Source organism: Geodermatophilus sp. SYSU D00879 (assembly GCF_054050375.1).
This window is the reverse complement of the sequence record NZ_JBJGZF010000011.1, coordinates 26,061-50,460: the sequence shown is the minus strand read 5'-3', so window position 1 is coordinate 50,460 and position 24,400 is coordinate 26,061. Positions and strand designations below refer to the sequence as shown.

The 24,400-nt window shown below is 76.0% G+C and carries 25 protein-coding genes; 7 read left to right on the top strand and 18 right to left on the bottom strand.

The features are described from left to right. Positions 1-22 precede the first annotated feature (22 nt). The gene (aroH, locus tag ACI79B_RS15045; protein ID WP_456928751.1) at positions 23-385 is read right to left on the bottom strand and encodes a chorismate mutase; all 363 of its coding nucleotides are present in this window, start codon (positions 383-385) and stop codon (positions 23-25) included. Between the two features lie 325 nt (positions 386-710). On the opposite strand from aroH, the gene ACI79B_RS15040 reads away from it, so the two are divergent. After that, the gene (locus ACI79B_RS15040; protein WP_456928750.1) at positions 711-1,049 is read left to right on the top strand and encodes a hypothetical protein; all 339 of its coding nucleotides are present in this window, start codon (positions 711-713) and stop codon (positions 1,047-1,049) included. Then, positions 1,046-1,300, top strand: a complete 255-nt coding sequence (locus ACI79B_RS15035) for a hypothetical protein (protein WP_456928749.1) — start codon at positions 1,046-1,048, stop codon at positions 1,298-1,300. Before ACI79B_RS15040 ends, ACI79B_RS15035 begins: the two co-directional genes overlap by 4 nt. Positions 1,301-1,313: 13 nt before the next feature. Here ACI79B_RS15035 and ACI79B_RS15030 read toward each other — a convergent pair whose 3' ends face one another. The 4 genes from ACI79B_RS15030 to xylA form a co-directional block, all read right to left on the bottom strand. Next, a complete protein-coding gene (locus ACI79B_RS15030; RefSeq protein WP_456928748.1) occupies positions 1,314-2,231 on the bottom strand; it encodes an aldose 1-epimerase family protein in 918 nt (305 codons plus the stop codon). Beyond that, entirely contained in the window at positions 2,228-3,301 is a 1,074-nt protein-coding gene (locus ACI79B_RS15025) for an ABC transporter ATP-binding protein (RefSeq protein WP_456928747.1), read from the bottom strand. Before ACI79B_RS15025 ends, ACI79B_RS15030 begins: the two co-directional genes overlap by 4 nt. 65 nt (positions 3,302-3,366) lie before the next feature. Continuing rightward, a complete protein-coding gene (gene xylB, locus ACI79B_RS15020; protein ID WP_456928746.1) occupies positions 3,367-4,776 on the bottom strand; it encodes a xylulokinase in 1,410 nt (469 codons plus the stop codon). Beyond that, positions 4,776-5,960, bottom strand: a complete 1,185-nt coding sequence (gene xylA, locus ACI79B_RS15015; RefSeq protein ID WP_456928745.1) for a xylose isomerase — start codon at positions 5,958-5,960, stop codon at positions 4,776-4,778. Before xylA ends, xylB begins: the two co-directional genes overlap by 1 nt. A gap of 200 nt (positions 5,961-6,160) precedes the next feature. Here xylA and ACI79B_RS15010 point away from each other — a divergent pair, with 200 nt between their 5' ends. Further along, positions 6,161-7,294: an ROK family transcriptional regulator gene (locus ACI79B_RS15010; RefSeq protein ID WP_456928744.1), complete on the top strand. Its 1,134-nt coding sequence runs from the start codon at positions 6,161-6,163 to the stop codon at positions 7,292-7,294. A gap of 1 nt (position 7,295) precedes the next feature. Here ACI79B_RS15010 and ACI79B_RS15005 read toward each other — a convergent pair whose 3' ends face one another. The 3 genes from ACI79B_RS15005 to ACI79B_RS14995 are packed head-to-tail and all read right to left on the bottom strand — an operon-like array spanning position 7,296 to position 10,360. Next, positions 7,296-8,186 carry a carbohydrate ABC transporter permease gene (locus ACI79B_RS15005; protein ID WP_456928743.1) on the bottom strand — a complete coding sequence of 297 codons (891 nt, stop codon included), beginning with the start codon at positions 8,184-8,186 and terminating at the stop codon, positions 7,296-7,298. Next, the gene (locus tag ACI79B_RS15000; protein WP_456928742.1) at positions 8,183-9,121 is read right to left on the bottom strand and encodes a carbohydrate ABC transporter permease; all 939 of its coding nucleotides are present in this window, start codon (positions 9,119-9,121) and stop codon (positions 8,183-8,185) included. The genes ACI79B_RS15005 and ACI79B_RS15000 overlap by 4 nt, the downstream gene beginning before the upstream one ends. Positions 9,122-9,175: 54 nt before the next feature. Then, positions 9,176-10,360 (bottom strand): extracellular solute-binding protein, encoded by a 1,185-nt coding sequence (locus ACI79B_RS14995; RefSeq protein ID WP_456928741.1) that lies wholly within the window; start codon positions 10,358-10,360, stop codon positions 9,176-9,178. A 455-nt stretch (positions 10,361-10,815) separates the two neighbouring features. On the opposite strand from ACI79B_RS14995, the gene ACI79B_RS14990 reads away from it, so the two are divergent. Next, positions 10,816-11,823 (top strand): LacI family DNA-binding transcriptional regulator, encoded by a 1,008-nt coding sequence (locus tag ACI79B_RS14990; RefSeq protein WP_456928740.1) that lies wholly within the window; start codon positions 10,816-10,818, stop codon positions 11,821-11,823. A gap of 73 nt (positions 11,824-11,896) precedes the next feature. Then, positions 11,897-14,242, top strand: coding sequence for a beta-xylosidase/alpha-l-arabinosidase (locus tag ACI79B_RS14985; protein WP_456928739.1), 2,346 nt, complete (start codon positions 11,897-11,899; stop codon positions 14,240-14,242). 129 nt (positions 14,243-14,371) lie between these two features. Here the strand turns inward: ACI79B_RS14985 and ACI79B_RS14980 are convergent, their stop codons facing one another. The 9 genes from ACI79B_RS14980 to ald form a co-directional block, all read right to left on the bottom strand. After that, positions 14,372-15,244 carry a hypothetical protein gene (locus ACI79B_RS14980; protein ID WP_456928738.1) on the bottom strand — a complete coding sequence of 291 codons (873 nt, stop codon included), beginning with the start codon at positions 15,242-15,244 and terminating at the stop codon, positions 14,372-14,374. A gap of 190 nt (positions 15,245-15,434) precedes the next feature. Further along, on the bottom strand, positions 15,435-16,301 hold the full coding sequence (locus tag ACI79B_RS14975; protein WP_456928737.1) for a pseudouridine synthase: 867 nt from the start codon (positions 16,299-16,301) through the stop codon (positions 15,435-15,437). A gap of 55 nt (positions 16,302-16,356) precedes the next feature. Continuing rightward, positions 16,357-16,770 carry a hypothetical protein gene (locus tag ACI79B_RS14970; RefSeq protein WP_456928736.1) on the bottom strand — a complete coding sequence of 138 codons (414 nt, stop codon included), beginning with the start codon at positions 16,768-16,770 and terminating at the stop codon, positions 16,357-16,359. Continuing rightward, positions 16,767-17,606, bottom strand: a complete 840-nt coding sequence (gene scpB / locus ACI79B_RS14965; RefSeq protein WP_456928735.1) for an SMC-Scp complex subunit ScpB — start codon at positions 17,604-17,606, stop codon at positions 16,767-16,769. The genes ACI79B_RS14970 and scpB overlap by 4 nt, the downstream gene beginning before the upstream one ends. Further along, positions 17,603-18,451, bottom strand: a complete 849-nt coding sequence (locus ACI79B_RS14960; RefSeq protein WP_456928734.1) for a segregation and condensation protein A — start codon at positions 18,449-18,451, stop codon at positions 17,603-17,605. The genes scpB and ACI79B_RS14960 overlap by 4 nt, the downstream gene beginning before the upstream one ends. Positions 18,452-18,482: 31 nt before the next feature. Next, positions 18,483-18,977 (bottom strand): hypothetical protein, encoded by a 495-nt coding sequence (locus tag ACI79B_RS14955; RefSeq protein WP_456928733.1) that lies wholly within the window; start codon positions 18,975-18,977, stop codon positions 18,483-18,485. Continuing rightward, entirely contained in the window at positions 18,974-19,879 is a 906-nt protein-coding gene (locus tag ACI79B_RS14950; RefSeq protein WP_456928732.1) for a ParA family protein, read from the bottom strand. Before ACI79B_RS14950 ends, ACI79B_RS14955 begins: the two co-directional genes overlap by 4 nt. A gap of 200 nt (positions 19,880-20,079) precedes the next feature. Beyond that, on the bottom strand, positions 20,080-20,997 hold the full coding sequence (locus tag ACI79B_RS14945) for a site-specific tyrosine recombinase XerD (RefSeq protein WP_456928731.1): 918 nt from the start codon (positions 20,995-20,997) through the stop codon (positions 20,080-20,082). Between the two features lie 35 nt (positions 20,998-21,032). Then, positions 21,033-22,148 (bottom strand): alanine dehydrogenase, encoded by a 1,116-nt coding sequence (gene ald / locus ACI79B_RS14940; protein ID WP_456928730.1) that lies wholly within the window; start codon positions 22,146-22,148, stop codon positions 21,033-21,035. A 178-nt stretch (positions 22,149-22,326) separates the two neighbouring features. On the opposite strand from ald, the gene ACI79B_RS14935 reads away from it, so the two are divergent. Further along, positions 22,327-22,980, top strand: coding sequence for a hypothetical protein (locus ACI79B_RS14935; protein ID WP_456928729.1), 654 nt, complete (start codon positions 22,327-22,329; stop codon positions 22,978-22,980). Positions 22,981-23,100: 120 nt separating this feature from the next. Continuing rightward, a complete protein-coding gene (locus ACI79B_RS14930; protein ID WP_456928728.1) occupies positions 23,101-23,718 on the top strand; it encodes a hypothetical protein in 618 nt (205 codons plus the stop codon). Between the two features lie 81 nt (positions 23,719-23,799). On the opposite strand, the gene ACI79B_RS14925 is transcribed toward ACI79B_RS14930, so the two are convergent. Further along, positions 23,800-24,399, bottom strand: coding sequence for an NUDIX domain-containing protein (locus ACI79B_RS14925; RefSeq protein ID WP_456928727.1), 600 nt, complete (start codon positions 24,397-24,399; stop codon positions 23,800-23,802). Position 24,400: the final 1 nt, after the last annotated feature.

Genomic DNA, 24,400 nt, shown 5'->3' with positions numbered 1-24,400 from the left:
GTCTCCGCTCGCCGGCGCTCGCTCACTGCGCGATGTCCCGTCGCAGCGCCACGGCACCCCGCAGGTACACGTGCTGGATGTCCCCGCGCTGCCGCTCGGTCTCCACGTGCGCCATGAGCCGCAGCACCCGCGGCAGCGCGTGCTGCACGCCGATCTCGGTGGCGCACATCAGCGGCACGTCGCCCATCCCGAGCTCGCGGGCGGCCAGCGCCGGGAACTCCGAGACCAGGTCCGGGGTCGCGGTGAACAGGATGCTGATGATGTCGTCGTGGTGGAGGCCGTTGCGCTCGACCACGGTGCTCACCAGCTCCCGGGTGGCCTCGAGGACCTGCTCGCGTTCGTCGGCGTCCACCTGCGTCGCGCCCCGGATGGCCCGTACGGCCACGTGCACCCTCCTCGTTCGGTCCCGGCGCCCGGATCAGGGGTGCCCGGTCGAGTCTAGGTACCCCGCGCCACCTCCCGGTCGCCGGTGACCGGAGCCGCCGGGGCCGGCGGTGTCCTGGAGGCCCGTTCGGCGCCCAGGCCGCGACTGAGCTGGGGATAACGGCCAGCGGTCCGGCCGGACGGCAGGGTGCCGGGTGTCACGACCGGCAGCCGCGCGTGACGGAGCGCTTCCCGTCCGTGCCGGTCCGCGACGGGTCGCCGTCCGCCGGAGTCGGCAGGGACCTAGGGCCCTGGGGAGTTACGGACGGATTCGTCACGGTCGAGGGGTGAGTCGAGAAGAGGCCCACCGCCGCACCCCTGCCCGCCGACGGCGGACCCCCGCGGGTCCGCCCGCCTCCCAGCGGGCGCCCGGGGAGGACGCTCGTCCGCTGCCCCCGCTGTCCACCGCGCGCACCGACCGGAGCACCGGCGTCATCACCGTCCGCGGCCGCCTCGACCGGATCGGCGCCGAGGCGCTGTGCCGGACCGTGACCGGGCTGCGGCGGCTGGGCCACCGGCAGGTCGTCGTGCGGCTCGACTCGGCCACCGTGACCCACGACGCCCGGGCACTGCTCGCCGACCTCGCCCGCCGGATGCCCGCCGGCGAGCGCCTCGTGCTCCGGTGAGCGCGGACACCCGGCGCCGCGAGCACTGGACGATGGGCGCGGACGCGGTGCGCCCCCTCGAGTGCGGCGGGGAGTCGCTGGACCTGCCCGTGGGCCGCCTGCACGCGGTGAGCGGCGACGGCCTGCTGGTCGGCCGGTCGGTGTGCCTGGCGCCGGTGACGCTGCTCGACCCGGCGGTGTGGTCCTGGCCCGAGGACCGGGACGAGGCCGGCGACCCGCTGTGCTGGATCTGCCTCGCGCTGACCGCCTGACCCGCGCCGGCCGTCAGAGCGGGCGGATGCCCCAGGTGCCGGTCGTGGACTCCCCCGGCGCCAGCCGCCGCACCGCCTCACCCGAGCGGAACGCGTCCGGCGGGCAGGTCATCGGCTCGACGGCGAGGCCGTGCCGGCGGCGCGACGGCGGCTCGACGACGTCGCCGGTGAACACCTGCAGGTACCCGTAGGAGGCGTCCATCCAGACCGCGACGCCGCTGCCGTCCGGGCGGACCAGCCGCACCTCGGCCACGCCGTCGCCGTCCCGGGCGAGGTCGGTGAAGCAGTCGTCGACCACCAGGTCGCCGACCCGCCGGCCGGCGCGCAGGTCGAACGGCGTCCCCTCCACCGGCTCGCTGCCCACCGGCAGCAGCCGGTCGTCGGTCAGCAGCCGGGTGGCGGCGGGCAGGGTGAGGGTGCAGTCGTCGACCCGCAGCCCCGGACCGGCGGCGAGGTAGGGGTGGTGGCCCTCGCCGTAGGGCAGGTCGGTGCCGCCCTCGTTGGTGGCGGTGGTGGTCACCCGCAGGCCGTCGTCGGTGAGCTCCCACGCCACCTGCAGCCGCAGGGTGAACGGGTAGCCCGGCTGCGGGTGCAGCACGTACCCGAGGACGACGCGGTCCCCCGCCCGGTCGAGCACCCGCCAGGGCACGTGCCGCACCAGCCCGTGGATCGCCGTCCCGCGCTCGGGCTCGGTCACCGCGGTGACGTGCCGGACGCCGTCCCAGGACCAGACGCCGTCGCGCAGCCGGTTGGGCCAGGGCGCGAGCACGTGCCCGCGGACGTCCGCGGCCATCTCGGCCGCGTCGTAGCCGTCGACGACGTCGCGGCCGCCGGCGCGGTAGGTGCGCAGGCCGCCGCCGACCTCGACGACGACGGCCTCGGCGTCCCCGCGGCGGAGGACGTGCTGCTCGCCGGTGGGCGGGAGGCTCACCCGAGCCGCTCGCCGTCGACGGTGGAGAACAGGTGCACGTGGCCGGCGCGCGGCGTGACGTGCACCCGGTCGCCCTTGAGCGGCGGGCGGCGGCCGTCGACCCGGACGGTGACGGTGTGCCGGGTGCCGTCCAGGTCCGCGTGGCCGTAGACGTAGGCGTCCGCGCCGAGCTCCTCGACGACGTCGACCTCCACCGGGATGCCGTGCTCCCCGACCTCGAGGTCCTCGGGCCGGACGCCGAGCACCACCCGGTCGGCGGCCGCGCGGCCGAGCACCTCGCGCTCGACCGGGTGCACGGTGTCGCCGAAGCGGACACCGCCGTCGGCCACCGGCAGCTCGACGAGGTTCATCGCCGGGGAGCCGATGAAGCCCGCGACGAAGACGTTGCGCGGCCGGTCGTAGAGCTCGCGCGGCCGGCCGGCCTGCATGAGCAGGCCGTCCTTGAGCACCGCCACGCGGTCGCCCATGGTCATCGCCTCGGTCTGGTCGTGGGTGACGTAGACCGTGGTGATCCCCAGGCGGCGCTGCAGCTGGGCGATCTGGGTGCGGGTCTGCACGCGCAGCTTCGCGTCGAGGTTGGACAGCGGCTCGTCCATGAGGAAGACCTGCGGCTTGCGGACGATCGCCCGGCCCATCGCCACCCGCTGGCGCTGGCCGCCGGACAGCGCGCGCGGCTTGCGGTCCAGGTACTGCTCGAGGTCCAGCAGCTTCGCGGCCTCGCGCACCCGCTCGCCGATCTCGGCCTTGCCGACCTTGGCCATCCTGAGCGCGAAGCCCATGTTGTCGGCCACGGTCATGTGCGGGTACAGCGCGTAGTTCTGGAAGACCATCGCGATGTCGCGCGCCTTGGCCGGCAGGTCGGTGACGTCGCGGTCGCCGATGAGGATGCGGCCGGCGTCGACGTCCTCCAGGCCGGCGAGCATCCGCAGCGACGTGGACTTGCCGCAGCCGGACGGGCCGACCAGGACGAGGAACTCGCCGTCCTCGACCTGCAGGTCCAGCGCGTCGACGGCGGGCCGGTCCGCGCCCGAGTAGATCCGGGTCGCGGAGTCGTAGGTGACGGTGGCCATGGGGGTGCTCCTCGGGGGTACGGCGACGGTGCCGGCGGTGCGGGGCGGATCAGGTGCGGGGCGGATCAGGTGCGGTTCGCGATGAGGTCGCGGACCTCGGCGTAGCGCTCGCGGACGGCGGGGGTCGGGTCGGCCTCGTGCACCTCGGTGCCCGGCCGGGGCCACTCGGGCGCGGCGTCCGCGCCGGACAGCACCCAGGCGGCCTGGCGGGCGGCGCCGTCGGCCACGTACTCCCCCGGCGGCGGCACGAGCACCGGCACGCCGAGGACGGCGGGGGCGATCCGGCGGACCGCCTCCGAGCGGGCGCCGCCGCCGACCAGGAACACCCGCCGCACCTCCGCGCCGGTGGCCCGGACGGCGTCCAGGCCGTCGGCGAGGCCGCACAGCAGCCCCTCGACGGCGGCGCGGGCGAGCGAGGCGGGGGTGGAGGTGGCGAGCGTCAGGCCGTGCAGCGCGCCGGTCGAGTCGGGGCGGTCCGGCGTCCGCTCGCCCTCCAGGTAGGGCACGAGGACCAGGCCGCCGGCGCCGGCCGGGGCCGACAGGGCCAGCCGGGACAGCTCGTCGTGGCCGACGCCGAGCAGCCGCGCCGTGGCGTCGAGGACGCGGGCGGCGTTCAGCGTGGCCACCAGCGGCAGGTAGTTGCCGGTGGCGTCGGCGAACCCGGCCACGGCGCCGCTGGCGTCGGCGGCCGGCGTCGTGGAGACGATCGAGACGACGCCGGAGGTGCCGATCGAGCAGACGACGTCGCCGGGCTCGGCCGCCAGGCCCAGCGCCGCGGCGGCGTTGTCGCCGGTGCCGGGGCCGAGGACGGCGCCGGTGCTGCCCGCCCACGCCAGCGTCCCGGCGGACTCGGCCGGGCCGAGCACCCGCGGCAGCACCGGGGTGCTGCCGAAGGCACGCTCCAGCAGGTCGGGGCGGTACTCCCCCGTCGCCGCCGACCAGTAGCCGGTGCCGCTCGCGTCGCCGCGGTCGGTGACCAGCGCGCCCAGGCCCGGCTGCCCGGCGAGCACCCAGGTCAGCCAGTCGTGCGGCAGGCAGACCGCGGCCGTGCGCTCGGCGTTGGCCGGCTCGTGCTCGGCCAGCCAGCGCAGCTTGGTGACGGTGAACGACGCCACCGGCACCAGGCCGACGGCGTCGGCCCACGCCTGCGGGCCGCCGAGCTCACGGGTGAGGTCGGCGGCCGCGCCGGCGGAGCGGGTGTCGTTCCAGAGCAGGGCGTCGCGCACGACCCGGCCGTCCCCGTCGAGGCAGACCATGCCGTGCTGCTGACCGCCGACGGCGACGGCGGCGACGTCGTCGAGCCCGCCGGCCTGCGCCACCGCCTGCTCCAGGGCGGCCGCCCAGGCCGCGGGGGCCACCTCGGTCCCCTCCGGGTGCGGCGCCCGGCCCTCGCGCACGAGGGCACCGGACGCCGCGTCCCGGACGACGACCTTGCAGGCCTGGGTCGAGGTGTCGACCCCCGCGACCAGGGACATCAGCGGGCGCCGAGCAGGTGCTCGAGGGCCAGCTGGGACAGGCGGACCTGACCGCCGCGGCGGGCGCCGGCGGCCTCGGCGTCGAAGTCCTCGAACGCCGAGCGGTCGGCCAGCAGCTGCTCGTAGGACTCGCCGTCGCCGAGGGTCGGCTGGGCGAGCTCCGGCACGGCGGCGTCGGCGAGGGCCTCCTGCACCTCCGGGTCGGCGCGGAACGCGGCGGCCCGCTCCTTGAGCAGGAGGTAGGTGCGCATGTTGGCCTCGGCCGACTCCCAGACGCCCTTGACGTCCTCGGTGCGCAGCGGCTTGTAGTCGAAGTGGCGGGGGCCCTCGTAGCGGGCGCCGCCGGACGGGAAGCCGTTCTCCAGCAGGTCGACGGTGGCGAAGGCGGAGAGCAGGTCGCCGTGACCGAAGACGAAGTCCTGGTCGTAGCGCGGGCCCTTCTGCCCGTTGAGGTCGATGTGGAAGAGCTTGCCCTGCCACAGCGCCTGGGCGATGCCGTGCGTGTAGTTGAGGCCGGCCATCTGCTCGTGCCCGACCTCGGGGTTCACGCCCACCAGGTCGGCGTGCTCGAGGGTGTTGATGAAGGCGATGGCGTGGCCGATGGTCGGCAGGAAGATGTCGCCACGCGGCTCGTTGGGCTTGGGCTCCAGGGCGAAGCGCAGGCCGTAGCCGCGGTCCTCGGAGTACTGGGCCAGGGTGTCGATGCCCTCGCGGTAGCGGTCCAGCGCGGCCTTGAGGTCCTTGGCGCTGTCGACCTCGGCGCCCTCGCGGCCGCCCCACAGCACGTAGGTCTGCGCGCCGAGCTCGGCGGCGAGGTCCATGTTGCGCATGATCTTGCGCATCGCGAACCGGCGGACGCCGCGGTCGTTGGCGGTGAGCCCGCCCTCCTTGAACACCGGGTGGGTGAACAGGTTGGTGGTCACCATCGGCACGACCAGGCCGGTCTCGGCCAGCGCCTTCTTGAAGGCCTCGATCCGCTGGGTGCGGGCGGCGTCGTCGCTGCCGAACGGGATGAGGTCGTCGTCGTGGAAGGTGACGCCGTAGGCGCCGAGCTCGGCGAGCTTGTGCACGCTCTCGACCGGGTCCAGCTCGGGGCGGGTGGCCTCGCCGAACGGGTCGCGTGCCGTCCAGCCGACCGTCCAGAGGCCGAACGAGAACCTGTCGTCGCGGGTGGGGTGCGTCATGGGGTAACTCCCGGGAACTGAGCGGGGAGGCCGTGCGGGGATGCGCACAGGCCGGTGGCCGGCGGAGCGGCGCTGATTTTGTTTCGGACTAGAACATAATGCACGTCACAGCTAACCTCAAGCCCGTGTCCGAGCCCGGTGCGAGCCCCGAGACGGGTCGTGCGCGGCCCTCGACCCCCCGGCCCGCGAACCTCGCGCTGGTGCTGCGGACGGTGTGCTCCGCCACTCCCCCACCCTCGCGCGCCGACGTCGCGGCGGCCACCGGGATGACCCGGGCGACCGCCGCCCGGCTGGCCGACGACCTGGTCGCCGGCGGCCTGCTCGACGAGGTCGAGTCCACGCCGTCGGGCCGCCGCGGCCGCCCGGCCACGCCGCTCGCCCCCGGCGCCCGGGTCGTGGCCCTGGGCCTGCAGGCCGACGCCGGCCTGCTCGCCGGCCGGTTGCTGGACCTGCGCGGCCGGGTGGTGGGCGAGCGGGTCGAGCCCGGCGACTTCCGCGGCAGCGACCCCGCACCCACGCTCGCCCGGCTCGGCCGGCTCGCGACCGGCCTGCTCGACGGGCTCCCCGACGGCGCCCGGGTCGCCGGCGCCGGCCTCGCGCTGCCCGGCATCGTCGACGTCGACGCCGGCGTCCTGCTGCGCGCGCCCAACCTCGGCTGGTCCGACCTGCGCCCGGCCGACCTGCTCGGCCCGCCACTGCCCGCGGAGCTGGTCCTGGGCAACGAGGCCGACCTGGCCGCGCGCACGGTCGCCGAGACCGCGCCCGGCCGGCCGGGGCCGCACCGGGACTTCGTCTACCTGTCCGGGCAGATCGGCGTCGGCGGCGCGACCGTCATGGACGGCCGGGTGGTCAGCGGCAGCTCCGGCTGGGCCGGCGAGATGGGCCACGTGTGCGTCGACCCCGCGGGGCCGGCCTGCCGCTGCGGGTCCACCGGCTGCCTGGAGCAGTACGCCGGCCGCGACGCGCTGCTGGCCGCCGCCGGGCTCCCCCGCGACACCGGCCCCGGCGAGCTGGCCCGCCGCGCCGCCGACGGCGACCCCGCGGCCCGCGCGGCGGTCGACGGCGCCGCCCGCGCGCTGGGCGTGGCGCTGGCCGGGGTGCTCAACGTCCTGGACGTGCCGACCGTCGTGCTCGGCGGCCACCTCGGCGAGCTGGCCGCGCTGCTGTGCCCGGCGCTCGAGGAGGCGCTGGGCCGGCGGGTGCTGTCGGCCCGCTGGCGCCGGCCCCGGGTGGAGGCCGCGCTCGCCGCCCCGGCCGCCGGGGCGACCGGGGCGGCGCTGCGCGCGCTGGCCGGCGTGGTCGCCGACCCCGCGCGCTGGCTGCGACCGCACTGAGCTACTTGCCGAAGCCGGCGGTGAGGCCGCTGAGCAGGTAGCGGCGGCCGACCAGGTAGAGCACGAAGATCGGCACCACCGACAGGGTCACGGCCGCGAGCAGGCCGGGCACGTTGGTGCCGAACTGGCCCTGGAAGTCCCACAGGCCGAGCGTGAGCACCCGGTTGTCCTCGGACTGGGTGAGCACCAGCGGGAACAGGAAGCCGTTCCAGGCGGTGAGCGAGGTGAACACCGACACCGTGGTGATCGCGGGCTTGGCCAGCGGCAGCACCAGGTTGCGCAGCACCGCGAACGGGCCGGCGCCGTCGAGGGTCTGCGCCTCGTAGAGCTCGCCGGGGATGTCGCGCAGGCTGTTGACCATCACCAGCAGCGCCACCGGCATGGCGAACGCCGCCGTCGGCAGGATGACCGCCAGCAGGGTGTCGTACAGGCGCATCTGCGTGATCATCAGGTACACGGGGATGATCGCCGCCTGCGCCGGGATGGCCAGGCCGACGAGCATCAGCGAGAAGCCGCGCTGCACGAACCGGCCGGCGTTGCGGGCCACCGCGTAGGCCGCCGGCAGGGTGAGCCCGACGACGATCGCCACCGTCGCGACGGTCACGACGACCGTGTTGAGCAGGTAGGTCGTGAACCCGCCCTCGAAGACGGTCCGGTAGTTGTCCAGCGTCGGGTCCGACGGCGGGACCAGCGGGTTGTCCGACAGGTAGTCCTGCCGGGTCCGCAGGCTCCCCGACACCAGGTAGTACAGCGGGACGGCGACCAGCACCAGCCAGACCAGCGACAGGACGCCGGCCAGGACGTTGGGTCGCTCGCGGCGGCGCCGGCGGCGGGAGCGGGGCGGCGCGGGGGCCGCGCCGGCGCCGGTGGTGGGCAGCGCGGTGGCGGTCACAGGCCCTCCTGCTGGCTCTGCATGGCCCGGAAGCCGGTGACGCGGGTGACGAAGAGGGACAGCCCGGCGCCGAGCACCAGCAGCAGCACGGCGATCGCGCTGGCGTAGCCGAACTCGAAGCCGCTGAAGCCGGTGATGTACATGTACAGCGGCGCGATGCGGGTCGTCGTCCCGGGACCGCCCCCGGTGAGGATGAGGATCGTGTCGAAGGTGGTGAACGAGCCGACCAGCATGAGCACGCTGGAGGTGATCACCGTGTACTTCAGCAGCGGCAGCGTGATCGTGAAGAACTGGCGGAAGCGGCCGGCGCCGTCGATGGTGGCCGCCTCGTAGAGGCTGTGCGGGATCTGCCGCGCCGCGCCTTGGTAGAGCAGCGTGTGGAACGGGACGTACTGCCAGGAGACGACCCAGACCACGGTGTAGATGACGATCTCGGTGTCGCCGAGGAAGTTGAACCGGTCGAGGAACGGCAGCGCCTGGGTGACCCCGAAGTTCGGGTCGAGCACCGAGGCCCACAGCAGCGCGATGGCCGCCGTCGACAGGAGCAGGGGCAGGAAGAACAGCGAGCTGAGCACGGCGCGGTTGCGCTGCCGCCCGGCCGCCCAGACCCCGATCAGGAGAGCGATCGGGGTCTGGACGGCCCAGGAGGCCACCATGAACAGCAGGGTGAGCAGCAGGGCGTCGCGCGCCTCGCCGTCGGCGACCAGGCGCTCCCAGTTCGCCGCCCCGGACGGCTGCGGGAACCCGAAGCCGTCCCAGTCGGTGAAGCTGAGGTAGACGACCAGGACCATCGGCAGCACCGCGAAGAACCCGAAGAAGGCCAGCGCGGGTGCCAGGTACCAACCCGAGGGACGCTCCCGCGCCCCCTTCGGCCTCCCCGGCGGCGCGGACGCCGCCGGGGTCGCCTCGGGTGTCACGAGGGTGCTGCCTGCCATGCCGGTTCCCCTGCCGTGTGGTGGGTGGTGCGGTGGTGCGGTGGTGTCGGACCGTCAGGCCGCGGACATCGCCGAGACGAAGCCCTCGGGGGTCTGCTCACCGAGGAACAGGCGCTGCAGCTCGGTCAGCATCTCCGTGGCCTGGTCGGCGGGCAGGTCCTGGTCCCAGGACAGCTGGAAGTTCGGGGCACCCTCGACCAGGTCGTAGATCCAGGTCGTGTAGTCGGCGTTCTCCCCCGCCTCGAGCTGCTCGCGGACGCCGGTCACCGCCGGCACGTCACCGGCCGCCACCAGGTCCTCGACGTACTGCTCGTCGTTGAGCGCGGTCGACACGTACTCCAGCGCGGCGTCCTTGTGGTCGGAGTCCGCGGCCACCGAGTAGAAGTTGGTCGGGTTGCCGACGACGTTGGCCGGGTCACCGGCGCCGCCCTCGACGGCCGGGAACGGCGCCCAGCCCAGGTTGCCCGCCTCGACGAACTCGGGGCTCTGGCCGAGCTGGTTCACGTACTCCCACGATCCCATGAGGTGGAAGCCGGCGTCGCCCTGGGCGAGGATCGTCGACGCGCCGCCGACGTCGTAGCCGACGGAGGCGAAGTCGTCGCCGAAGGCGCCGCGGTCGACCAGGTCGGTGACCATCTGCAGGGACTGCAGGACGGCGGGGTTCTCCCAGGCGCCGTCCTCGCCGTCGCGGATGGCCTGGAAGACCTCCGGGCCGCCGACGCGGTCGAGCAGGTACTCGATCCACATCAGCTCGGTCCAGGACTGCGAGCCGGCCAGCGCGATCGGGGTGACCCCGTCGGCCTTGAGGGCGTCGACGGCGGCCAGCAGCTGGTCCCAGGTCTGCGGGACCTGGACGCCGGCGGCGTCGAGGACCTGCTTGTTGTAGAAGAGCGCGACCGGCTGCACGCCGCGCATCGGGATCCCGTAGTACTTGCCGTCGAGCTGGGCGGCCTCGAGGACGCTCGGGATGAACGAGTCGCGGAGCTCGGTGTCCTCCTCGAGCAGCGGGGTGAGGTCCTCCACCGCGTCGGCGTCGACGTACTCCTTGAGGTTGCCGCCGCCCCAGTTGAAGAAGACGTCGGGGGCCTCGGGCGAGCCCAGGGCCACGCGCAGGCGCTGCTTGTACGGGTCGTTGCCGAACGTCGTCAGCTCGGCGTCACCCGCCTCGCTGACCTCGTTGAAGCGGGAGACCGAGGACTCCTCGATCGGGTTCAGGACGGTGTCCTGCAGGGCCCACACCTGGGCGGCGTCGCCGCCGCCACCGCCTCCGCCGGGGCCGGAGGAGCCGCAGGCGGCCAGGCTCGCTGCGAGGAGGAGCGCGCCGGCAGACGCGGCTCCGCGGGTCAGACGCCGGGATGACATCCCATCGCCGCCTTTCTGTTTCGACGTTGAAAACCGAAAGTTTCGGAGTGGTGCGAGAACGTAAGCCACGTCACCGGTCGTGTCAACGCGCCCGCCCTGGGCGCGCCGAAGCGGATCTTCGCGACCCGTGCGGTCTCCCGACCGCACGCGCGGACCGACCAGCACGGATGAGCGGGGCTGGCGGTTTCGGAGATGTTTCGATAGCGTTCCCGCTCACATTCGTCCGGCACCGCCGCCGGGGCCCCTCCTCCGGCCCACCCCGGGACGCCAGGCTGGACGGCACCCGGCGGGCACACCGGCCGCCGGCGACCGGCGACCCAGGAGGACCCCCCGTGTCCGAGCAGACGGCAGGCCGCCCGACCCTGGCGAGCATCGCCGCGGCGGCAGGCGTCTCGCTGCCCACCGTGAGCAAGGTCGTCAACGGCAAGACCGACGTCGCCCCCGCCACCCGCGAGCGCGTGCTGGCCCTGCTCGACCAGTACGACTACGTGCCGGTGTCCCGGCGGCCCGTCCCCGAGCCGGAGAGCCCGCTGGTCGACGTCGTGTTCACCGCGCTGGACAGCCCCTGGGCGGTCGAGCTGCTGCGCGGCATCACCGAGAGCGGCCTGGAGATCGTCCTCGACTCGCTCGCCGCGCGGCCGCAGGGCGGGGACTGGGTCCGCTCGCTGATCGCCGGGGGCCGCCGCGGCGCCATCGTGGTCACCTCCCGCATCACCGCCGCCGACCAGCGCCGGCTGGGCCGCTCCCACCTGCCGGTCGTCGTCATCGACCCGGTCGACATGCCCGGGCCCGACGTGCCCAGCGTCGGCGCCACCAACTGGTCCGGCGGCATGGCCGCCACCGAGCACCTCGTCGAGCTCGGGCACCGGCGGATCGCGGTCATCGGCGGTCCCGAGGACTACCTGTGCAGCCGGGCCCGGATCGACGGCTACCGCGCCGCGCTCGACCGCGCCGGCATCCCGGCCGACCCGGCGCTGGTGCGGCACGGCAACTTCCACCACGACGGCGGCTACGAGCGGGCCCGCGAGCTGCTGGCGCTGCCCGACCCGCCGACGGCGGTGTTCGCCGGCAGCGACGAGCAGGCCTTCGGCGTGCTGGAGGCCGCCCGGCAGGCCGGCCTGTCGGTCCCGGGCGACCTGTCCGTCGTCGGCTTCGACGACCTGCCGATGGCCCGCTGGTCCTCCCCTCCCCTGACCACCGTGCGCCAGCCGCTGGCCGACATGGGCCGGATGGCCGGGCGCATGCTCCTCGACCTCGTCAGCGGCCGGGAGCTGGCCAGCCAGCGGGTGGAGCTCGCCACCTCGCTGGTCCCGCGCGCCTCGACGGCGCGCCGTCCCTGACCCGATGCCCGTACCCCCCGGCCGGGCGGCGCACGCGCCGTCCGGCTCCTCCCCGCACGTCTGGAGCCGCCCCGTGACCGACCGATCCCTCCTCGACGCACCCGCCGCCGGCGACTGGCGGGACCCGTCCCGGCCGCTGGGCGAGCGGGTGCGCGAGCTCATGGCCGAGATGACCCTCGAGGAGAAGGTCGCCCAGCTCTACGGCGTGTGGACGACGATCGGCGAGAGCGAGGACGTCGCCCCCAACCAGCACGAGTTCTCCGAGCCGCTGCCGCCGTGGGAGGAGCTCACCCGGCCCGGGCTCGGGCAGCTGACCCGCGTGTTCGGCACCGTGCCGGTCGAGCCGCTCACCGGCGCCCGCGTGCTGGCCAGCACCCAGCGCGGCATCGTCGAGGGCTCCCGGCTGGGCATCCCGGCGATCGCGCACGAGGAGTGCCTGACCGGGCTCGCCGCCTGGCAGGCCACCGTGTTCCCGACGCCGCTGGCCTGGGGCGCCTCCTTCGACCCCGCCACCGTGCACGCCATGGCCGCGGGCATCGGCGGGCTGATGCGCCGCATCGGCGTGCACCAGGGCCTCGCGCCGGTCCTCGACGTCACCGTCGACGCCCGCTGGGGCCGCACCGAGGAGACGATCGGCGAGGACCCGTACCTGGTCGCCGCGCTGGGCACCGCCTACGTCCGCGGCCTGGAGGACACCGGCGTCGTCGCCACCCTCAAGCACTTCGCCGGCTACTCCGCCTCCGGCGCCGGGCGCAACCACGCCCCGGTGCGGCTGGGCCCGCGCGAGTTCGCCGACCTGCTGCTGCCGCCGTTCGAGACGGCGCTGCGCGAGGGCGGCGCCCGCTCGGTCATGCACTCCTACGCCGCCGTCGACGGCGTCCCGCCCGCCGCCGACCCGGCGCTGCTCACCGACCTGCTGCGCGGGACGCTGGGCTTCGACGGCGTCGTGGTCGCCGACTACTTCGGCGTCTCGTTCCTCGAGACCACCCAGCACGTCGCCGGCTCCCCCGGCGAGGCCGCGGCGCAGGCGCTGGCCGCCGGCGTCGACGTCGAGCTGCCGACCGTCCGCTGCTACGGCGCGCCGCTGCTGGAGCGGGTGCGCTCGGGCGAGGTGCCCGAGGCGCTGGTGGACCGCGCGGTGGAGCGGGTGCTGCGGCAGAAGGGCGAGCTCGGCCTGCTCGACGCCGGCTGGGACCCCGAGCCGGAGGCGCTGCGCAGCGGCGAGCCGCTGGACTTCGACCCGCCGCACCTGCGCGAGATCGCCCGCGTGCTCGCCGAGCGCTCGGTGGTGCTGCTGGACAACCCCGGCGGCGCCCTGCCGTTGGCGGCGCCGCAGCGGATCGCCGTCGTCGGCCCGTGCGCGGACTCGGTGCTGTCGCTCATGGGCTGCTACGCCTTCCCCAACCACGTCGGCCCGCAGCACCCCGACGTGCCGGTGGGCCTGGAGGTGCCCACGCTGCTCGACGCCGTCCGCGCCGAGTTCGCCGGCGCCGAGGTGACCACCGCCCCGGGCTGCCCGGTGCAGGAACCCGACCGCAGCGGCTTCGACGCCGCCGTGGCCGCCGCCCGCGACGCCGACGTGTGCGTGGCCGTCGTCGGCGACACCTCGGGCCTGTTCGGCCGCGGCACCTCCGGCGAGGGCTGCGACGCGGCCGACCTGCGGCTGCCCGGCGTGCAGGGCGAGCTGCTCGACGCGCTGCTGGGGTCGGGCACCCCGGTCGTCGTCGTGCTGCTCACCGGCCGGCCCTACGCCTTGGGCGGCGTCGCCGGCCGGGCCGCGGCGGTCGTGCAGGCGTTCTTCCCCGGCGAGGAGGGTGCCGGCGCGGTCGCGGGCGTGCTCAGCGGCCGGGTGAACCCCTCGGGCCGGCTGCCGGTGTCGGTGCCGCGCGGGCCCGGCGGGTCGCCGGCCACCTACCTGGCGCCCACCCTCGGCCGCGCCGGCGGGATCAGCTCGGCCGACCCGACGCCGCTGTTCCCCTTCGGCCACGGCCTCGGCTACACGACCGCCGACTGGTCCGACCTCGCGGTGTCCGGCGAGGAGTGGGCCACCGACGGCGAGCTGACCGTCTCCTGCACGGTCCGCAACACCGGCGGCCGCGCGGGCGCCGAGGTGGTGCAGCTGTACCTGTCCGACCCGGTGGCCAGCGCGGTGCAGCCGCTGCGCCGGCTGGTCGGTTTCGCCCGGGTGGAGCTCGACGCCGGCGCCGCGGCGCGGGTGAGCTTCCGCCTGCACGCCGACCGGGCCTCGTTCACCGGGCGGGACCTGCGCCGCGTCGTCGAGGCCGGGGAGGTGCAGCTCGCCGTCGGCGCCTCCAGCGAGGACCTGCGGCTGCGCGCGACCGTGCGGCTCACCGGGCCGGACCGGGTCGTCGGCCCGGACAGGGTGCTCACCACCCCGGCCGAGGTCACCGCGCTCTGACCGCCCCGCGGCCCGTCCCCCGCACCCGGGGGCGGGCCGCGGCCGGCCCTCCTCCGCCGTGATCATCGGCGGGTGGCGGCCCGACACGCCGCCCGGGGCGGCCGGATGCCGATGATCCCGCCGAGGTGGTCAGGCCGACCCGGGACGCCAGCCGCGGCTGACCAGCGCCCGGCGCGTCCGCTCGACGACCACGGTCGGCGACTCCGCGTGGCGCGCCGCGAACCGCAGCACCAGCCAGCCGTCGGCGGCCATCAGCGAGTAGCGGTCGACGTCCCTGCCGAACTGCCCGGGCTCGGCGTGCAGGCGCCCCTCGTACTCGATCAGCAGACGCCACCGCTCGTAGCCGAGGTCGGCGTGCGCGACCACCCGTCCCCGGCTGTCCCGGACCGCGATCTGCGGCTGGGGGTCGGGCAGCTCGCTGGCCAGCAGCCAGTACCGCAGCAGGCTCTCCGGCCGGGACATCGGGGCCGGCGTCAGCAGGGGCGCGCACTGCCGGGCACGGACGACGCCACGGACCCTGGCGGCGCGCTCCAGGCGCCGGGCGAGCGCCCCCGCGGTCAGGTGGCCGGCGCGCGCCAGCGCGTCGCCCACCGCGACCAGCTCGTGGGGCGGCAGGTGCTCGGCGAGGTCCAGCCAGGTCTGCGGCCCCGACGTCGTCCGCAGTCCCCGGTGCACGACGACGTCCTCCGCGGCGAGCCGCCGGGTGTGGACGACGAACTCGGCGCGCTGCGGGAGCACCCGGCGCGGGGTCAGGGCGACGTGGGCCCGCGCCGGCGGGTCGACGTGCGCGCCGAGGAGCGCCGCGGCGGTGCGGTGGCTGAAGGCGGCGTCGTCGGGGAGCAGGCCGGCGAGCAGCGCGAGACGTTCCCGTCCGTCGATGGCGTCGTCCAGGCGGACGACGAGGTCGTGGGCCAGCCGCACGAACCCGGGGCCGCGCAGGCGGGCGCGGGTCAGTCCGGCGGCGCGGGCGGAGGCGGCGGTGTACGCCGGTGGCAGGGACACGCCGCCACGCTGCTGGTGGACCGCCCGGCGCCGGCCGCCCGGCGGGCGGGTGTGGACGAACGCCGGTCTGTGGACACCGGGCCTCCCGCCGTGATCATCGGCGGGTGGCGGCCCGACACGCCGCCCGGGGCCGCCGGATGCCGATGATCACGGGCGGAGGATCACGGGCGGAGGATCACGGGCGGAGGGGCTACAGGCCGACGGCCTCCTCCAGCGCGCCGACCTCCTGGCGGGTGAGCCGGCGGATCGAGCCGCTGCGCATCCGCTGCAGCGACACCGGGCCGATCGCGGTGCGGGTCAGCCGGGACACCGGCAGGTTCACCGCGGCCAGCAGCCGCCGGACGATGTGCTTGCGGCCCTCGTGCAGGACGACCTCGACGACCGACTGGCCGGCGTGGGTGTCCACGACCCGGAAGGAGTCGACCTTCACCGGGCCGTCCTCGAGCTCGATCCCGGCGCGCAGTCGGCGGTGCAGGTCGCGCGGGATGGACCCGGACACCTGCGCCAGGTAGGTCTTCTTCACCTCGTAGGAGGGGTGCGCCAGCCGGTGCGCGAGCTCGCCGTCGTTGGTCACCAGCAGCAGGCCCTCGGTGTCCTGGTCGAGCCGGCCGACGTGCACCAGCCCGGGCGCGAGGTCGCCGATCATGTCGCCGACGGTGGGCCGGTCGCGGTCGTCGCTCATCGCGGTGACGACGCCCGGCGGCTTGTTGAGCGCGTAGGTGACCCGGTCGTCGCGCAGCTCGATCCGCCGCCCGTCGACGGCGATCTTGTCGGTGTGCGGGTCGACCCGCATGCCCTGCACGGTGACGACGCGGCCGTTCACGCTGATCCGGCCGCGGTCGATCATCTCCTCGCAGACGCGGCGGGAGCCGACGCCGGCGCGGGCGAGCACCTTCTGCAGCCGCTCCCCCTCGCGCTCCTCCGGCGCGGCGGACGGCTCGCGGTCGCCGGGGTGGGCCGGGGCGAGCTCCATGTCCTCGGACCAGCCCTCCCCGCCGGGGGTGCCGGGGGTCTCGTCCGGGTCGGTGTACTCGTCGCTGTGCGGTGCGGTGTCCATGTCGCCGCCCAGTCTCCCACCCCCGCGGCGGGAGCCGGGCGGCGCGGGCGGAGGGTCAGCAGGCCTCCCGGCCGTAGGCGTCCACGGCCTCGCCGGAGGAGGTCAGGTCCTGCTGGAGCTGCTGCAGCCGCGGCGCCAGGTCGGCGTTCGCCGCAGGGTCGGTGAGGTCCGCCTCGCCGAGCAGGTCCGACAGCGCCCGCCAGGAGGTGACCAGGTCGCCCCAGTCCGCGGCCACCGCCTCCGGCGGCTCGACGGCCTCCAGCCGGCCGACGGCCTCCTCGACCACCCGCGGCGCCGACCGGGGGTCGGAGGCGACGGCGTCGACGTCGGCGGTGATCTCCTCGAGCAGGGCGGGGACCTCCGCGCAGAAGGCCTCCTGCCGCTGCGCCTCCTCCGACGAGCAGCCGGCAGCGGCCAGCGCGACGAGGGCGAGCGCGACGGCGGCGCGCGGGGTGCCGTGGCCGCTCACCGGTCCGGGTCCTCCTCGCGGGCCAGCGCGGTGGGGTCGGGCAGCAGCGGCGCCAGCGGCGGGAGCTCGTCGAGGCCGGTGAGCCCGAGCCGCTCGAGGAACAGCGGCGTCGTGCCGTAGAGGCCGCCGCCGCTGTCGGGGTCGGTGCCGACCTCGGCGACCAGGCCGCGGGCGAGCAGGGTGCGCATGACGCCGTCGACGCCGACCCCGCGGATCGCCGACACCCGCGCGCGGGTCACCGGCTGCCGGTAGGCGATGACGGCGAGGGTCTCCAGCGCCGCCTGGGTCAGCCGGGTGCGCTGCCCCTCCGCGAGGTGCCGCTCGACGACGGGCGCGAACTCCTCGCGGGTGTAGAACCGCCAGCCCTCCCCCACCCGGCGCAGCGTGATGCCGGACCGGCGCGCGTCGTGGTCGGCGGCGAGGTCGGCCAGCGCGGTCCGCACCCGGGCGACCGGGCAGCGCACGGCGCCGGCCAGCGTCGCCTCGTCGACCGGCCCGTCGGCGACGAACAGCAGCGCCTCCAGCCCGCCGCGCAGCTCGGCCGGGTCGAGCTCCACCTCCGGCTCCGGCGCGGGTGCCGGCGCCGGCGCCGGCTCGGGCATCCCCGGGAGGACGAGCGGCTCCTCGGGGACCGGCGGGACGTCGTCGTGCCCCGGCGCCGGCCGCTCGGCGACGCGGGCGGCGAGCTCCGCGGCGACGGCGTCCCACACCGCCGGGTCGGCGGCGTCGGGGCGCTCGGCCTCCTGCTCGCGGGTGGCCTCGAGCTCGGCGGCCAGGGTCTCCCAGGAGATCGGGCCGCGCCCGGCCTCCTCCTGCTCCTCCGGCCGGTCGCTCACGGCAGGTCCTCCGTCGCGACGTCGTCGTCGGCGTCGTCGGCGGCGTCGTCCCCGGCGGGACCGGACGGGACCGGGCCGGTCCACCGCACGTGCAGCTCCCCCAGCGGCGTCAGCTGGGTGAAGGTGACCCGCTGCTGCCGGTACAGCTCGAGCAACGCGAGGAAGCGGGCCACGACCTCCAGCGTCGAGGAGCACTCGGCGGTCAGCGCGCGGAAGGTGAGCGTCCCGGCGCCGATGAGCGCGCTGCGGACGGCGAGCAGCTGCTCGGCCACGCTGACCGGCGGCGCGTGCAGGTGGGAGACGCCGACGGTGGGCGGCTCCTTCGGCGTCAGCGCCCTCGCCGCCAGCGCGGCGAACCGCTCGGGGGTGACGCCGAGCAGCACCTCGGGCAGCAGCTCGGCGAACCGCGGCTCCAGCGGCGCCTCGCGGGGGTACCGGCCGGCGGCGACGGCCTCGCGTTCGCGGAGGAACGCGGCCGCCTGCTTGTAGGCGCGGTACTGCAGCAGCCGGGCGAACAGCAGGTCGCGGGCCTCGAGCAGTTCGAGGTCCTCCTCGTCCTCGATCTCCGCGGCGGGCAGCAGCCGCGCGGCCTTGAGGTCGAGCAGGGTGGAGGCGACGACGAGGAACTCGCTGGCCTGGTCGAGGTCGAGCTCGTCGCCGAGCGCCCGCAGGTGGGCGATGAACTCGTCGGTGACCACCGACAGGGCGATCTCGGTGACGTCGAGCTGGTGCTTTCCGATCAGCTGCAGCAGCAGGTCGAACGGGCCCTCGAAGTTGGTGAGCCGGACGGTGAAGCGCGCCGGCTCCGCCGGGCGCTCCGCCACCGCCTGCACCTCACCGCTCACGGGGAGCAAGCGTATGCGCCCCGGACGACGTTCAGCCCCGGAGCCGGCGCACCAGCACCGAGTCCTCGCCCTGCTCCTCGAGGTCGGCGAGCAGCACCGCGATCGCCTCGCGCACGATCCGGCCGCGGTCGGCGGCCACGCCGTGCTGGGCGCGCAGCGTGAGCCGGGCGCTCTCCAGGCCCAGCAGCTCCTCGGCGGAGAGGTAGACGGTGATCTTCTCGTCGTGCTTGGTCCGGCCGTTGCCCGAGGCCCGGGCGGGCTTGCCGCGGGTGCGGGCGCCGGGGGCCGGGGCGGGGGCCGGCGTGCGGAAGGCGGCCAGCGCGTCGGCCGGCGCGCCGCCGGGGACCAGCGTGAGCGGGGCGGGCGCCTCCTCGGCGGGGGCCGGCTCCGCCGCGCGGCGGGCACCCCGCAGCGCCGGGGAGCTGACCGCCGAGCTCACGCTCGGCAGCTCGGTGACCTCCGCCTGCGGCACGTCGGTGCGGCGGAACAGCTCGGCCGCGCCGGGGAGGACGGGGCGACGGGTCACAGGGCGATGACCTCCTTGGCCAGGTCGCGGTAGGCGGCCGCACCGGAGGAGGTCGGCGCCCAGGTGGTGATCGGCTGGCCGGCGACGGTCGTCTCCGGGAAGCGCACGGTGCGCTGGATGACCGTCTGGAACACGGTGTCGCCGAAGGCCTCGACCACCCGGCTGAACACCTCCCGGCAGTGCACGGTCCGGGTGTCGTACATCGTGGCGAGGATCCCGGAGATCTCCAGCTCGGGGTTGAGCCGCTCGCGCACCTTGTCGATCGTGTCGACCAGCAGCGCCACGCCGCGCAGCGAGAAGAACTCGCACTCCAGCGGGATGACCACGCCGTGCGCCGCGGTCAGGGCGTTGACCGTGAGCAGGCCCAGCGAGGGCTGGCAGTCGATGAGGATGTAGTCGTACTCGTCGCGGACGTCGGCCAGCTTGCGCAGCAGCGTCTGCTCGCGGGCGACCTCGCTGACCAGCTGCACCTCGGCGGCGGACAGGTCGATGTTGCTGGGCACCAGGTCCAGGCCGGGCACGTCGGTGGGCACGCGGACGTCGGCCAGCGTGGTCCGCGGCTCCATGAGCGCGTTGTAGATCGTGCGGTCCAGCTGCTGGGAGGGCACGCCCAGGCCGACCGACAGCGCGCCCTGCGGGTCCAGGTCGACCAGCAGCACCTTGCGGCCGTACTCGACCAGCGCGGCGCCCAGGTTGATCGTCGACGTCGTCTTGCCGACGCCGCCCTTCTGGTTGCACATCGCGATGACCTGCGCCGGGCCGTGCTGCGTCAGCGGCGGCGGCTCGGGCAGCTTGCGCTGCCGCGCGCGGGCGGGGTCCAGCTTCGAGGCGGCCGCACCCATCTCCCCGCCGTCGGCCGGGAGTGCGAGAGCCTGCCCGGCCACGTCCCCTCGGATCGCCATGAGTCGCCACTCCTCCGTGCTCCCCGGCGGAGCCGGCCGCGGTCTCGGCCGGCCCGGTCCGCTCGGGTCCTCTGCGACGGTAGGGAGATCACCTCGAACGATCCACGCAACACGCCGGTTGCTGGCGGAAGTCGCCCAGGTTCCGGCGTACCGGCGGGTAGCCGTGGGCAGGACCTGCCAGACGGGCCGCCCCGCCGTCGTCAGGACAGGGCCCTCGGGTGGCTGCTGGCGTACACCTCGCGCAGCTTGTCGACGGTGACCAGCGTGTAGACCTGGGTCGTCGTCACCGACGCGTGGCCGAGCAGCTCCTGCACCACGCGGACGTCGGCGCCGCCGTCGAGCAGGTGGGTGGCGAACGAGTGCCGCAGCGTGTGCGGCGAGACGTGGTCGAGGTCCAGCCCGGCCCGCTCGGCCGCCGACCGCAGGATCGCCCAGGCGCTCTGCCGCGACAGCGGCCCGCCGCGGGCGTTGAGGAACAGCCGCCCGCCCCGGACGCCGCCCCGCCCGGCCGCGGCCAGTGCCGGGCGGGCGCGCACCAGGTAGTCCTCGACGGCGCGCAGCGCGTAGCTGCCCACCGGGACGATCCGCTCCTTGCCGCCCTTGCCGGCCAGCCGCACCACCGCCTGGCCGCGGTCGAGGTCGTCGACGGCGAGGCCGACCGCCTCGGAGATGCGCGCGCCGGTGCCGTAGAGCACCTCGAGCAGCGCCCGGTCGCGCAGCCCGCGCGGACCCTCCACCGACCCGGCGGCCTCGATCAGCGCCACCACCGCCTCGACCGGGATCGCCTTGGGCAGCCGCCGCGCCGGGGCGGGCGGGCGCACCTCCGCGGCGACGTCGCCGGGCACCAGCCCGTCCAGCAGCGCGAAGCGGTGCAGCCCGCGGACGGCGACGACGGCGCGCGCGGCCGAGGTGGCCGACAGCGGCGGGTGCTCGTCGTCGCCGGCCCGCAGCGCCGCGAGGAACCCGGAGACGTCGCTCTCGGCGACCTCCCCCAGGCCCCGCACCCCCGCGTCGGCGAGGAACCGCGCGTACCGGCGCAGGTCACGCCGGTAGGAGGCGATGGTGTTGGCGGCCAGCCCGCGCTCGACGGCGAGGTGGTCGAGGTAGCCGCCGACCACCCGCTCGACGTCGGGACCGGCACCGATCGTGGCGGTCAGGACAGGACCTCCTCCCAGGGCACGGCGGTCATCCCGTGCGCGTCGGCGACCTCGGACAGCGTCACCTGCCCGGCGACGACGTTGACGCCGTGCGCGAGCGCCGGGTCCGCGGCGACGGCCGCCCGCGTCCCCTGCTCGGCCAGGGCCATGACGTAGGGCAGCGTCACGTTGGTGAGCGCGTGCGTGGAGGTGTTCGGGACGGCGCCGGGCATGTTCGCCACGCAGTAGAACACCGACTCGTGCACCCGGAAGGTCGGGTCGTCGTGTGTCGTGGGACGCGAGTCCTCGAAGCACCCGCCCTGGTCGACGGCGATGTCGACGAGCACCGACCCCCGCTTCATCCGGCTGACCAGCTCGTTGCTCACCAGCGTGGGCGCCTTGGCGCCGGGGACCAGCACCGCGCCGATCACCAGGTCGGCGTCGAGGACGGCCCGCTCGACCTCGTAGGCGTTGGAGGTCACCGTCTGCAGGTGGCCGCGGTAGACACGGTCGGCGGCGCGCAGCTTGTCGACGTCGCGGTCGAGGACGACGACCTCGGCCTGCATGCCCAGGGCGATGGTCGCGGCGTTCATGCCCGACACCCCGGCGCCGATGACGACGACCTTGGCCGCGTAGACGCCCGACACCCCGCCGAGCAGGACGCCGCGGCCGCCGTGCGCGCGCTCGAGGCTGTGCGCGCCGACCTGCGGCGCCATCCGCCCGGCGACCTCGCTCATCGGCGCGAGCAGCGGCAGCGCGCCGCCGGCCGTCTGCACGGTCTCGTAGGCGATCGCGGTGGTGCCGGAGGCGACCAGCGCCTCGGTGCACGCCCGCGAGGCGGCCAGGTGGAGGTAGGTGAACAGCGTCTGCCCGGCGCGCAGCCGCCCGTACTCCTCCTCGACCGGCTCCTTGACCTTGAGCAGCAGGTCGGCGTCGGCCCAGACGTCGTCGGCGCTCGCGACGATCCGCGCGCCCGCGGCGGTGTAGTCGGCGTCCGGGATGGAGCTGCCCTCCCCCGCGCCCTGCTCGACGAGCACCGTGTGCCCGGCCCGGGTCAGCTCCGTGACCCCGGCCGGGGTCAACGCCACCCGGTACTCCCTGTTCTTGACCTCGCGGGGCACCCCGACGCGCATGACCACTCCTGGATGTCGACCGGGCCGAGGTCGTCGGCCCGCGCCTGTCGTCCGCTCCCGGGTGAGGGAGCTCACTCCGGACCCTAGAGCCTGGCCGCCCCGCGCTGCCGGGACCGCGCGCAGCGCCGACGATGGCGGGGGCCGGACCGCGCCGCCTGACCCCCGGGAGGACCCGCTGATGCGCCTGTACGCCGCCCGACCCGACCACCGCCTGCGCCAGGTGGGGGCCGACGCCGGACTGCTGGCCTGGGCCGTGCTGTGGGTGCTGGTGGCGCGCGCGGTGCACGGGGCGGTGCTGGCGCTGGCCGGGCCCGGCCGGGCGGTGGAGGACCTCGGGACGTCGGTCGCCGACAGCATGGGCTCGGCCGCGGACGTCGCGCAGGACGTGCCGGTCGTCGGCGACGAGCTGTCCTCGCCGTTCGACGCGCTCGGCGACGCCGCGGGCTCCGTGCGGGGCGCCGGGCAGGCGGCGCAGGACGCCGTCGGCACGCTCGCGCTGGTCCTCGCCGTCGTCCTGGTGGTGCTGCCGGTGGGCTGGCTGCTGCTGCGCTGGCTGCCGTGGCGGCTGCGCTGGGTGCAGGAGGCGACGGCGGTGCAGCGGCTGGCCGCCGGCCCCGACCCGGACCTGCACCTGCTCGCCGCCCGCGCCGTCGCCACCGCCCCGCTCCCCCGGCTGGCCGCACTGCCGCCGGGGACCGGCGCGGCCTGGCGCGCCGGCGACCCCGCCGCGGTGCGGGCGCTGGCCGCGCTGGAGGCCGGGCGGCTGGGGCTGCGGCTGCCCGCGCCGGACGCCGCGGGCTCCGGGGCCACCGCGCCGCCGCTCTCGGGTTGAGTCCGCGACCGCCGGTGCCGATGTCCCCTCCCGAGCCGGGAGGTGTCCGTGGGACGAGCGAGACGGCGGCCGACGCGGTCGCGACGGCGGGGACCGTCGGCCGGCGGGATCGCCGGGCGGGTGGCCGCCGTGGCGGCGGTGGGGCTGGTCGCGCTGTCGGCGCCGGCCACGGACCTCGCCGCGCAGGTGACCGCGTCCTGGGCGCCGTTCCGCAACGCGGGCACCGCCGGCGGCCCGGAGCCCGCGCGCGTCGCGGACGCGCCCCGGACCGTGGCGGACGCGCCGGAGCCGGTGGTCGACGCCCCGGTGCTCGCGCTTCCCGTGCCGCGCCGGCTGCACGTCGAGGTGCCGAGCCCGCTGGTCCCGCACGGCGAGCCGCTGCGGACCACGCCGCCGCCCGCGCAGTGCGGCGGGTACGGCAGCCTGCGCCAGGTGCCGCCGGGCGTCGTCCCCGGGCCGGGGTCGGCGACGGTGAGCTGGCAGGCCGACGGCCGGGAGTCCGTGCAGGGCTACCGGGTGACGGCGGTCAGCCAGCAGCTGGTGACCGGCGAGCAGCCGGCGCCGCCGCAGGTGACCGTCGGGCAGCGCGGCGACTGCGGCGAGGTGACCGCGAGCATCGGCGGGCTGACCAGCGGCGTCCCCTACGTCTTCTGGCTCGAGGAGCTCGTCCTCGACGCCGGCACGCAGGTTCCCGAGTACCAGCAGGTCGGGTGGTCCAGCCCCGTCGTCATCGGCTGACGCACCGAGACCGGCGGTCCCGTGGCGATCAGCGGCCGATGGCCACGAGACCGCCGATCCCGGTGCGGGAGCGAGGCGCCGCTACGTGGCGTCGACGGGGCGCAGCCGCGGGCCCGCGGCGCGGTGCTGGGCGGCGGCGAGCAGGCCGATGACGGCGGCGGCGTTGCGGATCCGCCCGTCGAACACCCGCTGCACCGCCTCGTCCAGCGGCACCCGCTCGACGGTCATGTCCAGCTCCTCGTGCTCCACGGTGAAGCCCTCGGGCCGGTCGACGTCGGACAGGCCCTCGGCGAGGTAGACCAGCACCAGCTCGTCGCAGAAGCCCGGGGTGCTGAAGCTGGTGGTGAGCAGCGACCACCGCGCGGCGGCCATCCGCACCTCCTCGGCCAGCTCCCGCTTCGCCGTCTCCAGCGGCGGCTCGCCGTCGGCGTCGCGCAGGCCGGCGGGCAGCTCCCACAGGTAGCCGCCGACCGGGTGCCGGTACTGCCGGAGCAGCACGACCCGCCCGTCGTCGCCCAGCGCGACCACGGCGACCGCGCCCGGGTGGCGGACCACCTCGCGCACGCCCTCGCCGCCGCCGGGCATGGCGACGGTGTCCTTGACCAGCGTGATGACCCGGCCCTCGTAGACCGTCTCGCTGCCGAGGACGCGGTAGTCGCCGTCAGCGGCCCGCTCGGTCACC

Bases quoted from the DNA above. Each gene is read 5' to 3' on its own strand.
- ACI79B_RS15000 (WP_456928742.1), bottom strand. From the start codon at position 9,121: ATGGCAGGCAGCACCCTCGTGACACCCGAGGCGACCCCGGCGGCGTCC.
- xylB (WP_456928746.1), bottom strand. From the start codon at position 4,776: ATGTCCCTGGTCGCGGGGGTCGACACCTCGACCCAGGCCTGCAAGGTC.
- ACI79B_RS14950 (WP_456928732.1), bottom strand. From the start codon at position 19,879: ATGGCGATCCGAGGGGACGTGGCCGGGCAGGCTCTCGCACTCCCGGCC.
- ald (WP_456928730.1), bottom strand. From the start codon at position 22,148: ATGCGCGTCGGGGTGCCCCGCGAGGTCAAGAACAGGGAGTACCGGGTG.
- ACI79B_RS14975 (WP_456928737.1), bottom strand. From the start codon at position 16,301: ATGGACACCGCACCGCACAGCGACGAGTACACCGACCCGGACGAGACC.
- ACI79B_RS15025 (WP_456928747.1), bottom strand. From the start codon at position 3,301: ATGGCCACCGTCACCTACGACTCCGCGACCCGGATCTACTCGGGCGCG.
- xylA (WP_456928745.1), bottom strand. From the start codon at position 5,960: ATGACGCACCCCACCCGCGACGACAGGTTCTCGTTCGGCCTCTGGACG.
- ACI79B_RS14935 (WP_456928729.1), top strand. From the start codon at position 22,327: ATGCGCCTGTACGCCGCCCGACCCGACCACCGCCTGCGCCAGGTGGGG.